General features: G+C 42.8%; 15 protein-coding genes. 14 read left to right on the forward strand and 1 reads right to left on the reverse strand.

Annotated features, from left to right (window positions below):
• Positions 1-300 precede the first annotated feature (300 nt).
• The 8 genes from mreB (at position 301) to ACFX4H_RS20300 (ending at position 4,856) form a co-directional block, all read left to right on the forward strand.
• Positions 301-1,302: a rod shape-determining protein gene (gene mreB, locus ACFX4H_RS20265; protein ID WP_048685812.1), complete on the forward strand. Its 1,002-nt coding sequence runs from the start codon at positions 301-303 to the stop codon at positions 1,300-1,302.
• Between the two features lie 277 nt (positions 1,303-1,579).
• Positions 1,580-1,789 carry a flagellar basal body protein gene (locus tag ACFX4H_RS20270; protein ID WP_347343054.1) on the forward strand — a complete coding sequence of 70 codons (210 nt, stop codon included), beginning with the start codon at positions 1,580-1,582 and terminating at the stop codon, positions 1,787-1,789.
• 62 nt (positions 1,790-1,851) lie between these two features.
• Positions 1,852-2,418, forward strand: a complete 567-nt coding sequence (locus ACFX4H_RS20275; RefSeq protein ID WP_312019022.1) for a flagellar hook-basal body protein — start codon at positions 1,852-1,854, stop codon at positions 2,416-2,418.
• Positions 2,419-2,455: 37 nt separating this feature from the next.
• Positions 2,456-2,641: a flagellar basal body protein gene (locus ACFX4H_RS20280; RefSeq protein ID WP_312019023.1), complete on the forward strand. Its 186-nt coding sequence runs from the start codon at positions 2,456-2,458 to the stop codon at positions 2,639-2,641.
• 32 nt (positions 2,642-2,673) lie between these two features.
• Complete coding sequence (locus tag ACFX4H_RS20285) at positions 2,674-3,297, forward strand: flagellar hook-basal body protein (RefSeq protein WP_312019024.1); 624 nt, start codon at positions 2,674-2,676, stop codon at positions 3,295-3,297.
• A gap of 168 nt (positions 3,298-3,465) precedes the next feature.
• Positions 3,466-3,720, forward strand: coding sequence for a DNA-directed RNA polymerase subunit beta (locus ACFX4H_RS20290; RefSeq protein WP_053087418.1), 255 nt, complete (start codon positions 3,466-3,468; stop codon positions 3,718-3,720).
• A 129-nt stretch (positions 3,721-3,849) separates the two neighbouring features.
• Entirely contained in the window at positions 3,850-4,278 is a 429-nt protein-coding gene (fabZ, locus tag ACFX4H_RS20295; RefSeq protein WP_034315755.1) for a 3-hydroxyacyl-ACP dehydratase FabZ, read from the forward strand.
• A 287-nt stretch (positions 4,279-4,565) separates the two neighbouring features.
• Positions 4,566-4,856, forward strand: a complete 291-nt coding sequence (locus tag ACFX4H_RS20300) for a hypothetical protein (RefSeq protein WP_249598050.1) — start codon at positions 4,566-4,568, stop codon at positions 4,854-4,856.
• 114 nt (positions 4,857-4,970) lie between these two features.
• Here the strand turns inward: ACFX4H_RS20300 and ACFX4H_RS20305 are convergent, their stop codons facing one another.
• The gene (locus ACFX4H_RS20305; protein ID WP_053536876.1) at positions 4,971-5,405 is read right to left on the reverse strand and encodes a YwpF family protein; all 435 of its coding nucleotides are present in this window, start codon (positions 5,403-5,405) and stop codon (positions 4,971-4,973) included.
• 358 nt (positions 5,406-5,763) lie between these two features.
• Between ACFX4H_RS20305 and ssb the strand changes: the two genes are divergently transcribed.
• The 6 genes from ssb to ACFX4H_RS20335 all read left to right on the forward strand — a co-directional run bounded on the left by ssb (position 5,764) and on the right by ACFX4H_RS20335 (position 12,215).
• The gene (ssb, locus tag ACFX4H_RS20310; RefSeq protein WP_034315747.1) at positions 5,764-6,126 is read left to right on the forward strand and encodes a single-stranded DNA-binding protein; all 363 of its coding nucleotides are present in this window, start codon (positions 5,764-5,766) and stop codon (positions 6,124-6,126) included.
• 442 nt (positions 6,127-6,568) lie between these two features.
• Positions 6,569-7,573 (forward strand): ABC transporter ATP-binding protein, encoded by a 1,005-nt coding sequence (locus ACFX4H_RS20315; RefSeq protein ID WP_377436093.1) that lies wholly within the window; start codon positions 6,569-6,571, stop codon positions 7,571-7,573.
• Entirely contained in the window at positions 7,554-8,522 is a 969-nt protein-coding gene (locus ACFX4H_RS20320; protein ID WP_057278171.1) for an ABC transporter ATP-binding protein, read from the forward strand. The genes ACFX4H_RS20315 and ACFX4H_RS20320 overlap by 20 nt, the downstream gene beginning before the upstream one ends.
• A 42-nt stretch (positions 8,523-8,564) precedes the next feature.
• A complete protein-coding gene (locus ACFX4H_RS20325) occupies positions 8,565-10,181 on the forward strand; it encodes an ABC transporter substrate-binding protein (protein ID WP_057278170.1) in 1,617 nt (538 codons plus the stop codon).
• Between the two features lie 114 nt (positions 10,182-10,295).
• Positions 10,296-11,300 (forward strand): ABC transporter permease, encoded by a 1,005-nt coding sequence (locus ACFX4H_RS20330; RefSeq protein WP_034316217.1) that lies wholly within the window; start codon positions 10,296-10,298, stop codon positions 11,298-11,300.
• Between the two features lie 12 nt (positions 11,301-11,312).
• Positions 11,313-12,215, forward strand: coding sequence for an ABC transporter permease (locus ACFX4H_RS20335; protein WP_048685793.1), 903 nt, complete (start codon positions 11,313-11,315; stop codon positions 12,213-12,215).
• Positions 12,216-12,248: the final 33 nt, after the last annotated feature.

Genomic DNA, 12,248 nt, shown 5'->3' on the forward strand with positions numbered 1-12,248 from the left:
TCATTCCGGCAATTGGAAGTGAATCGGGCTATCGGGGAATGAATAAGGGGACATGAAAGTGAGTGTCAGCTTTTTCTTAACCTTGATGCGGTTCCATGCCGGGATTTTTTTTAATGGTAAAATACGGTAAGGTAGTACATAAGACATTGATTTTTTTTACATATTGTCAAAATAGGAAATAATAGTCTGTATTAGTGTTTATTTATAATTCATACTTACTTGTGTCAATGCAATATGGTAAAATAAACAATTAGGACAGAAGTAGGTTATATGTGAGGATATTCAAGGAGGATTTAAGAAATGTTTGCTAGAGATATTGGGATAGATCTTGGAACAGCCAATGTTCTTATACATGTCAAAGGTAAAGGAATTGTGTTAAATGAGCCTTCGGTAGTCGCGATTGATAAGAATACGAACCGTGTTCTTGCCGTCGGGGAAGAAGCTCGAAAAATGGTAGGCCGTACTCCAGGAAACATCATCGCAATCCGTCCTTTAAAAGACGGTGTCATTGCAGATTTCGATGTAACAGAATCGATGCTTAAGCATTTTATCAATACATTGAATGTGAAAGGCTTTCTTTCAAAGCCTAGAATTTTAATTTGCTGCCCGACCAACATAACAAGTGTCGAACAAAAGGCGATTAAAGAAGCTGCCGAAAAAAGCGGCGGGAAGAAAGTATACCTTGAAGAAGAGCCGAAAGTGGCTGCAATCGGTGCCGGTATGGATATTTTTCAACCAAGCGGCAATATGGTCGTAGACATTGGCGGGGGTACAACGGATATTGCCGTTCTTTCAATGGGGGATATCGTTACATCTTCATCCATTAAAATGGCCGGTGACAAATTCGATAATGAAATATTACATTATATCAAGCGGAAGTATAAGCTCCTGATTGGTGAACGTACAGCGGAGAACATTAAAATCCAGGTTGCAACCGTCTTCCCTGGATCTCGTAATGAAGTCATCGATATCCGTGGGCGTGATATGGTATCGGGATTGCCTAGAACCATTTCGGTCAATTCTGAAGAAATTGAGGAGGCACTTCGCGAGCAGGTTTCCATCATTGTACAAGCTGCAAAAAGCGTACTTGAGCGGACGCCGCCAGAACTTTCTGCTGATATCATCGACCGCGGCGTCATTTTAACAGGCGGGGGAGCCTTGCTTCACGGGATTGATTTACTTCTTGCTGAAGAACTTAAGGTCCCAGTACTCGTTGCCGAGCAGCCAATGGATTGTGTAGCAATCGGAACCGGTATCATGCTTGATAATATGGATAAATTGCCACGGCACAAATTCAACTAAAAAGCGGGTGGAAATCCGCATCATAAGATAGGGGTCTAAGGTTCAGACAAACGTGAGGCATAGTGAAAGTGCGTGCAGTTCCAGTACTGATGAGCAATAGGCCCTCTTCTTTTAGTCGAGAATTTAACACCATTCCTTTAAATTTGACCTAGCCTACGATATGACAAATTCTTCTGCCTAACGCTTCTCCTTTTCCTTAAGATACTGATGTTCATGACCGATAAGATAGATATGAGATATTGAACGGGTAAGTTATGTAGATTGGGGAGTGAAGAAGATGTTAAGAGGTTTTTATACGGCTGCTTCCGGGATGCTTGCACAGCAAAGGCGCACGGAATTACTCACAAACAATATGTCCAATGCGAATACAACAGGGTATAAAGCGGATCAATTGAGTGTAAGGTCTTTTCCGGAAATGCTCATAAGCAGCATGGGTGGTGAAACGGTTCCCACGGAGAGTAAATTGAGCATGTCCAGTTTTTCCTAGGTTGGGGGGTAAGTACGGGTGTTTACGTACAGGAGGCGAATCCTTTATTTACCCAGGGAACATTGGAGGAAACCCAGCTTGATACGGATATTTCCCTTGTTGATGTAAACCTACCGATCAATGAGGAAACGGGTCGGCAAGGCTCGGTGTTTTTTACTGTCCAGGATGGCGATGGTGCTATCCGTTATACGCGTAACGGCAGTTTCACCCTGGATGGGCAAGGTTATCTGACTACGCCGTCCGGTCATTATGTATTGAACGAAAGTAATGAAAAGATCCAGCTTGATAGCGATCGATTCACAGTAGCGGAAAACGGTGTTATTTTAGAAGGAAATGTTCAAACCGCACGTTTAGGGATCCGTTATTCGGATGAGCCGTCATTACAGCTCATGAAAGATGGCGAAGGCCTATATAAGGCTGTGAATGATGGGGATTTACCTAGCGCATACGCGGCTGCGGATGTCGGTTTTTCTACTAAGCAGGGCTTTCTTGAAGGCTCCAATGTTGACCAATCGAGAACGATGACAGAAATGATGTCGGCTTACCGCTCTTTTGAAGCGAGTCAGAAGGTGCTTCAAGCCTATGATAAAAGTTTGGATAAAGCGGTCAATGAAGTTGGCAGGCTCTAATTGAGCAGTAGGTGAAATTCGGAAAAGGGGAAAAACCATGAACCGGACGATGATGACGGCGACGAATGCGCTGAACCAACTTCAAAGTAAAATCGATCAAATAAGTAATAATATCGCGAATGTGGACACGACAGCCTTCAAAAAGACCCAAACGAGTTTCAATGACTTATTGACACAGAGTTTCAATAATCAACCGGGTGAGACCAAGGAAAAGGAAGGTTGACCGCACCTGGCATCCGGCAGGGAACAGGTGCTATGTTAAGCAAATCTCAATTGGTGCTTTTACAGGGTGCCTTAAAGACGACGGACCGCAACCTTGATGCAGCATTCACCCGGGATGACCAATTCTTCACCGTAAGCGTTCAGGACGATAATGGGGTCAATACAAGGCTAACAAGGGATGGTGCCTTTTATTTATCCCCTAATGCTAACGATCGAATGATGCTTGTTACCTCTGCTGGACATAAAGTACTTGATGAAAATGGTGAACCGATCCTCATAGAGGGAAATATTAAAGGCATTAAGATTTCGGAAAATGGCTTATTGATAGTGGATACGGAAGAATATGGCGAGAAGAGTTTTGGGCTCGGAATAGTCTCGGTCAAGAAACCGCAATTTCTTGACCGGCTAGGAGGGAATTTACTTGGCCTGCCAAAAAACTTCAGTGCCTTGGGTGTTACGGAAGTCGATATCATGACTGCATTAACAGGGGATTCCCGCAACCAGGCAGCGGTCCGTCAAGGTAATCTGGAGTCCTTAAATGTCGATCTTTCCAAAGAAATGACGGATCTTATCAATGTTCAGCGGTCTTACCAATTTCAATCCCGGGCGGTAACGATGGCTGACCAAATGAGCGGATTAGTGAATGGAATCCGTTAAGGTACCTGGTAAATAAAATGTCTCCCTGCGGAATTAGAGCAAATCGGTTATAATGAATTCATAACAAGAGAAATCATTCGTGCCGACCATTTTGCATAGCTGCTGAATTTCTGGCGTATTGGGGAAATCAGTCGGCGAGTTTTCTTAAAAGGAGCTTTCACATTCTATATGGAACAAAATCGTGTAATGAGACAACAAATTGAAGAAGAGATAAAGGAAGTTGAGGCGAAACCGAATCGTAGGATCAAGGTCCGTCTTTTGCCAATTTGGCTTCGTTTACTCATTGTTATCGGATTGATTTTCATTGCTGTATTATCCGGGGCACTATTAGGATATAGTGTGATTGGCGGAGGACATGCAATGGATGTTTTCCAAAAATCCACATGGACCCATATTTTTGATATAGTGAACAAGGGCGCGTAGTTCCATGTTTTTTTTGAAGTAGTTGCTGTCGTTAACGGATTTATATTTCATGGCAACTACGCCTCTGTCCAGGTGACAGGGGCGAGTTTACGTTATGTTTGAAATATTTAAGTCATAGGAGGAACAAGTATGCTAGATATCACACAAATAAAGGAAATTATTCCGCATCGTTACCCATTCTTATTAGTCGACCGGATCATAGAAATTGATGAAGGGAAAAGAGCGGTTGGATTGAAGAATGTCTCGGCAAATGAAGAATTCTTTAATGGCCATTTCCCCGATTATCCAGTAATGCCTGGAGTTTTAATTGTAGAGGCCTTAGCGCAGGTTGGCGCTGTAGCCGTCTTGAAACAAGAAGAATATAAAGGCCGGCTTGCATTTTTCGCTGGGATTGATAATTGCCGCTTTAAAAAGCAAGTTAAACCAGGTGATCAGCTGCGTCTGGAAGTGGAAATAGTGCGTATGAGAGGGTCAATGGGTAAAGGGAAAGCAGTGGCAACGGTTGATGGGGAAACAGCATGTGAGGCCGATATCATGTTTGCTTTTGGTGACAAATAAGGATTCTTTTTCCGTGATGGGAATGGAATGTTTAACTATATATTTCAAAAAGTGGTTTAAGGAATCGTGAAGCGGTGTATATAAAAAGCACTGCATTGCTTTTTTAAAGCAAGAGCGGTTTTTAGATCTTTCTATTCTCCCTTTGAATGCCGGACATTTTATGTCCGGCATTTTTTAATGTTTAATCCAAAAAGCAGATTTTCTTTTTAAATTTAAAATAGGACGCAAGTTATTTTCATATTCGGGCAAAATACCTAATGATAAAGAAAGAAGGGAGGTTGCCAAAAATGATGAAGAAAATTTTTGCACTACTTGGGGGATCTTTATTATCTATTATGTTCCTTGCTGGATGTGGAACGGATAATGATGACAACAACAATCCCGCACCAGAAGAAGATAACAACATCATAGAAGATGATAACAATGGTACAGATGATAACAACAACGGTAACGATGATGGCATGCTTGATAACGACAACAATAACGATGATGACATCCTTGAAAACGACGATAATAACGATAATGATGCCGATGACTTGATTGAAGACCCTAATAATAATGACGACAAAAATAAGTAATTAGCACAGAATGAGAAAGACTGCTTAGGCAAAAGAGGATTAATATCCTTATCCGTCTAAGTCAGTCTTTTTTATGTGCATTCGATTAGGGGATGGAAATTAAGGGAAGGGTTTTTATTTATTAGTTGCTAACTTAGGCTTTGAGCGGATTTTTTTCTTGAACTCTTTTATAAGTTCATCGCCAACGAGACCTTTTTGGACCAAATCTTCAAGAAGGAGTTCTGCATATTTGCTCCGTGTTTTTTGGATGTGGCCAACGAATAAAAGGCTATAATGATTGCCCACTTTTCTTATTGTACGTAAAACAGTTTGAAACAAAGCCGGTTCATTGTCCTTTTTGGTAATGACTGCCTGGATATACACCTCTCCGTCTATATCGGGAAGTGAGGGTTCAAGCTCTTTGAAATGTTTTTCTTCGACAAAGGCTTCCAGTAACCATGATCTAGCGTCGTTTTCTTTATTTATGATCAATCCATCTGTTAATGCAATATCAATCAAGTTTAAATTTTCAGTAACAATTTGCAACGAGATCAATTTGAATGATTTCATCTAATTCCTCCGTTTCTTGCAAGAAAGAGCGGCGATTACCTCTCTTAACGTAAATTTTGAAAGGGTACATATCGATTAATCCTTTTAAAGGTAATTATATCATACTAAAAAAAAGTCCCTTAATGAAATGAAAACCCAACATTTGTCTAAATTATGAAGGATGGAATAAAAATTTGCAAAAAATTTAATTTTGTTAACTATTCGTTTTTTACCTGATTTTAATCACTAAAAAATGTTTTTGCACCAATCCAAACGTCTTTTTATGAAGAAAAATGGTGTAATAAGATCATTTCCTCCATTTTTTAATCGATGGAAGAAAGCGTATGATTAAAGTAATTAAAGAGGAAGGAGTGAAACAATGATTAACCAAGTTACACTCGTCGGCAGGCTTACGAAGGATCCAGAATTAAGATACACACCTGATGGCAAGGCTGTTTCCAATATCACCTTAGCGGTCAACCGGAACTTCCGTAATACTGTCGGTAACTATGAGGCAGACTTTGTTCAGTGTATCATATGGAAAAAGTCGGCTGAAAATACTGCTCAATATTGTAAAAAAGGAGCCATAATCGGCATAACTGGCAGAATACAAACAAGGAGGTACGAAAATCAGGAGGGTAAATATGTATATGTAACTGAAGTGGTCTCCGAGAGGGTTCAATTCATCGGAACTAAACAAAATGATGGAAAGCCCAGGGATTTTGAACATATTGGTTTATAGTGTTACGTGAAGGTTGGGCATGCTAGCTTGCTTAACAAAGAATTGTTTTTAAGAAAATGTAAGATTTACATTCGATACACAAAAAAGTATTTATATGACCATAATGAAAACCAATGCATGGAATTACAGTTATTTTTCATGAAACTAGGCAGTAGCATATAGAATTTTTTTTCATCCATTCATTCCCCAAAGCTAATATAGCTTTTTCTCCGCAGTAAACCCCGATTTACCCTCAAAAAAATTGAGTTATATGATTTCCCCCTTGTAATGACTGCAAATAAGCAGTCTTTTTTTTGTGCCAAAATGTGTGTAAATAGAAAAAAATAAAAAATAATTCTGTTAAATTAGAATTTTTAGAAAATATATTGTAATATTTTAATTTTGATGCAATAATAAACCCAATAATATAATGGAAAATAAGTTATATATAGGAAGTGATTTGATGGACGAACCAATTATTAAGGTTAATGGGCTTCGAACCAGTTTTCGTACGGACGATGGGGTGATCCCTGTCGTGAATTCAATCGATTTTCATGTCAATCCTGGTGAGGTTTTAGGGATTGTAGGAGAATCGGGATGCGGAAAAAGCGTAACTTCTCTGTCCATCATGGGTCTGGTTTCTTCACCGGCTGGTAAGGTGGAGGGGGAAATCCTTTTTAAAGGAGAAAACATCGCAAATGCCTCTGAAGCGAAAATGAGAAAAATTCGCGGAAATGATATAGGGATGATATTTCAGGAACCGATGACAAGCTTGAATCCGGTGTTCACTATTGGCGAGCAGTTGGTCGAGACGCTTCGGATACATAAAAAATGGAATAAAAAGCAGGCACGAAATAGAGCGGTGGAAATGTTGAAGCTGGTTGGGCTTGGCCGTGCCGAGGAATTGCTCAAAGAGTATCCGCATCAGCTTTCTGGCGGAATGAGACAAAGGGTCATGATAGCAATGGCCATGATTTGTGAGCCTAAACTCCTTATAGCCGATGAACCGACAACGGCTTTGGATGTGACGATCCAGGCACAAATCCTGGAATTAATGAAGAATTTAAATAAAGAAACAGACACGGCAATCATGATGATTACCCATGATCTTGGGGTAGTGGCGCAAATGTGTGAACGTGTCATTGTCATGTATGCCGGCAAGGTGATAGAGGAAGGAAATGTGCAAACGATTTTCCAAAACCCTAAGCATCCTTATACGGTCGGTTTACTTCAGTCGATTCCCGATATGCGAATAAAGAAAGAGCGCCTTTACTCGATACCGGGTAATGTGCCAAAACCTGGGACAAGCAACCTCGGGTGCCAGTTTGCCCCCCGCTGCTCCCATGCCATGGAGCAATGTATAAATGAGACCCCGTCTCTACTGGAATTCGATGAGGGTCAGCATGTTCGCTGCTGGCTTTATGAAGATGGGAAAGGAGCTTCCTTGCATGAATCAAACATTGGTTAAGGTAGAAAACCTAAAGAAGCATTTTCCGATAAAAGGAGGGGTTCTGGGAAAGACCATTGGAGAGGTCAAGGCAGTTGATGGTTTGTCTTTTTCCATTTATAAAGGGGAAACCTTGGGGCTTGTCGGTGAAAGCGGTTGCGGAAAATCCACGACGGGAAGGTTATTGCTTCGATTGCTTGAGCCGAGCGAGGGCAATGTTTATTTCGAAGGAAAGGACCTGACAGCTTTATCTTCCAGTGAAATGAGAAAGATGCGCCGTGAAATGCAGATGGTCTTCCAGGACCCATTCGCCTCCCTCAATCCCAGGCATACTATTGAAAAAATTTTGGAAGAACCGCTCATCGTCCACGGGGTTAAAGATAAAAAGGCGCGAAAGGCCCGTGTACAGGAACTTCTTAAGGTCGTTGGCCTAAGCAGTTACCATGCTAAAAGGTATCCGCATCAATTCAGTGGGGGCCAGCGGCAGCGTATTGGCATCGCGAGGGCACTTGCAGTCAATCCCAAACTGATCATTGCAGATGAGCCGGTATCTGCACTGGATGTGTCGATTCAAGCCCAGGTCTTGAATCTGTTGCAGGATTTGCAGGAAGATTTTGATTTGACCTACTTGTTCATTGCTCATGATCTTGGAGTGGTAAGGCATATCTCCGACCGTGTCGGTGTCATGTATCTCGGACATATTGTTGAATTGACGGAAAGTGAAGGGCTTTATGAAAATCCGCTTCATCCATACACACAGGCTTTATTATCGGCCGTGCCCATTCCGGATGTGGAATATAAGGGGGATAGGGTAATCCTGCAGGGAGATGTTCCAAGCCCATCAAACCCGCCCAGCGGCTGTCCATTCCATACGAGATGTCCGAAGGCGATGGCAGAATGCAATACGGACAAGCCAATCCTGACTGAACATAAACCTGGTCACTACGTTGCTTGTCATCTATACAATTGACACGACGTATACATAAATTCGCAAATAATAAGGGGGAAGAATATGAAGAAAACATTGGCATTGTTGCTGACTGGTATCCTGGCTCTTTCGCTGGCGCTTGCGGGATGCTCCTCGTCTACATCAAAAGAGAAAGATGATGGTAAAGGGGGATCGAGTGAAGCGAAGGGCGGCGTATTGATATACGGTAAAGGCGGAGATGCTGTCGGTCTTGACCCAGCTATCGTAACCGATGGGGAATCATTCATCGTCACTCAGCAGATTTTTGAAACGCTTGTGAAATATGGGGAAGATGATACGGAAATCAAACCGGGTCTTGCAAAGTCATGGGAAGTGTCCGATGACGCGAAAACCTACACATTCAAATTGGAAACCGGAATCAAGTTCCATGATGGTACGGATTTCAATGCGGATGCGGTCGTAAAAAACTTTCAACGATGGGCAAAAAGTAAGGATGAAGGGAAATTTGCGTACTATGCCTCCATGTTCGGAGGATTTGAAGGTGATGAAGGTCATGTTATCAAAGAAGTAAAAGCGATCGATGCCAGCACGGTGGAATTCACTTTGAACCGTCCGCAGGCGCCGTTCCTGAAAAACCTTGCCATGCCTACATTTGCTATAGCCAGTCCTGATGGAATTGAAAAAGAGGGTGACGACTTCACTAAAAACCCGTCTGGTACAGGCCCTTTCAAGTTCAAATCATGGAAACCTGGCGATACGATTGAAGTGGTGAAAAACGATGACTATTGGCAAGATGGACTGCCTAAACTTGATGGAGTCACGTTTAAGGTCATTAAAGATAACTCTGCACGTTTAAATGCTGCAATCAAGGGTGAAATAGACCTGATGGACGGGTTGAACCCAAGTGATATCAGTAAGGTTACAGGAGATGAAAAACTGCAAATATTCGAACGTGCATCCATGAACGTCGGGTACTTTGCTTTCAATGTTGAGAAAGCGCCATTCGACAAGAAAGAAGTGCGTCAAGCCATCTCGCATTTGATCAACAAAAAGGAAATCATTGATAATTTTTATGAAGGCACAGCAGAGCCTGCCAAGAATCCTATGCCTCCATCCGTTTCTGGCTACAATGACAAAATCGAAGACTATGATTACGATGTAGAAAAAGCGAAAGAACTGCTGAAAAAAGCTGGACTTGAGGACGGATTTAAAATGGATCTATGGGCAATGCCGGTACCGCGCCCATATATGCCGGATGGTCAAAAAGTGGCTGAAGCCATTCAAGCAAGCCTAAAACAAGTCGGCATCGAAGCGAATATCGTTTCGTACGAATGGGCTGCATATTTAGAGAAAGTGCAGGCTGGTGAAGCCCAATCCTTCATGATGGGCTGGACAGGCGATAATGGAGATGCGGATAACTTCCTTTATACATTATTGGATAAAGATAATATCGGCTCCAACAACTATGCCCGTTACGCAAACGATGAAGTCCATGAACTGCTGATCGAAGCCCAGTCCACGGCAGATGAAGCCAAGCGTAATGAGTTGTATGGAAAAGCCCAGGAAATCATCCATGATGAAGCTCCATGGGTTCCGCTTGTACACTCTTTACCTCAGTTAGCCGGATCTAAGACGGTCAAAGGGTTTGTTCCACATCCAACTGGTTCACAATCCCTTGTTAATGTTTCTCTAGAAAATTAACCGTACGAACCGGGTAGTATGGAGTCTTGCATGCTTCCCGGTTTTGTTATGGAAGCATTTCAAAATGATCGAGGGCGCTTCGAAGTACCCTTATTTAAAAGGCGGGTGATTGTTTTGTTTTCCTATACCGTACGACGTTTAGGATCTCTCATTCCGGTGTTACTCGGAATGGCGTTTATTGTGTTCATGATGATACGGGCAATTCCTGGAAATCCAGCACAGGTGATTTTAGGGCAGCAAGCAACGGAAGAGGCAGTCGCTGCGATGACAAAGGAACTTGGCCTGGATAAACCTTGGTTCATTCAATTTTGGGATTACTTATCAGGCCTGTTAAAGGGGGACCTGGGTGTTTCGTTAAAAACGAATAGTCCGGTTTCGGAAGAAATTGGACCATACTTGATGGCCACGATCGAACTGGCCTTGATCGCGATGATCATCGCCGTGGTCATAGGCGTGAATGCAGGGATAGTATCAGCTTGGTTTCAAAACTCATGGTTTGATTATGTCGCCATGGTGATTGCGTTGATTGGTTTGTCCATGCCTATTTTCTGGCTGGGATTAATGGAGCAATACATCATTTCAATTCAATGGGATTTACTTCCGACGACAGGGCGGGACAATATCAGGGATCCTGTTGAGGCCATAACCGGCCTGTATTTGATAGATACACTCATGGCTGGCAGGGTTGATCAGTTTTTCGAGGTGATCAAGCATCTCATTTTGCCGGGGATAGCGCTTGCTACCATTCCGATGGCGATTATTGCAAGGATGACACGTTCGTCCATGCTGGAAGTCATGAGATCGGATTTCATTCGTACGGCTCGTGCTAAAGGAATGAAAATGTTTTGGGTTGTTTACAAGCATTCCTTTAAGAATGCCTTGATTCCAGTTGTGACTGTTATCGGTCTGCAGACAGGATTACTTTTAGGCGGCGCCATTTTAACGGAAAACATTTTTGGATGGCCAGGTATCGGTACATATATTTATGATGCAATCCTATCTCGGGATTATCCGGTGATACAGTCCGGAATTCTCGTCATCGCCTTTTTGTTTGTCATGATTAATCTAGTTGTGGACTTGTTGTACGCAGCGATCGATCCTAGGATTAAGTATAAATAGGGAGGGAAACTCATGCCTGAAATAGCAACGAATACTCCGCCAATCCTTCCTCCAAAAGAGGCAGAGGAAAAAGTCATCTCTCCCTGGAAGGAAGGCTGGAAAAGCTTTAGGAAAAACAAGGTAGCCATCGTAGGTCTGGGGATTGTTTCATTTTTCATCTTAATCGCCATCTTCGCGCCCGTTATAGCACCTTATTCATTTGATGGGCAAAAGCTAAGTGATAAACATTTGGCCCCGTCTGCGGAGCATTGGTTCGGAACGGATGAATTTGGCCGGGATATTTTGAGCAGGGTCATTTATGGCTCGCGCATTTCAATAGGGGTCGGCTTCTTATCTGTTGCCGGATCTGTTGTGGTTGGGTCTTTTTTGGGGATCATTGCCGGTTATTACGGCAGGTGGATAGATACGATCATATCGAGGATCTTTGATATTATTCTGGCCTTTCCTAGTATCTTGCTTGCCATTGCTGTCGTTGCCGTTTTGGGGCCCTCCCTTCGCAACGCACTTATTGCCATCGCCATCGTCAATGTCCCGATATTCGGCCGGCTTTTACGGTCACGGGTCTTAACGGTGAAAGAAGAGGAATATGTAACGGCTGCAAAGGCAATTGGAATGGGGGATGGCCGCATTCTCCTTCACCACGTCCTTCCGAATAGCCTTGCACCGATTATCGTTCAAGGTACCTTAGCGATTGCAACAGCCATCATTGAGTGCGCAGCACTCGGCTTTCTCGGTCTCGGTGCACAGCCGCCAGCACCAGAGTGGGGAAAAATGCTTGCCGATTCCAGGGCGTTCATCATTCAGGCGCCATGGACGGTTCTCTTCCCTGGGCTTGCGATCATGCTTACGGTACTCGGCTTTAACCTAATGGGGGATGGGCTGCGCGATGCCTTGGATCCAAGAATGAAAAACTAGAAGTAAAAGGGTGATGTTAGTTTAACATCACCA

It is taken from the genome of Peribacillus sp. YIM B13477 (assembly GCF_042787955.1).
In the GTDB taxonomy this organism is placed as follows: Bacteria; Bacillota; Bacilli; order Bacillales; family DSM-1321; genus Peribacillus; species Peribacillus frigoritolerans.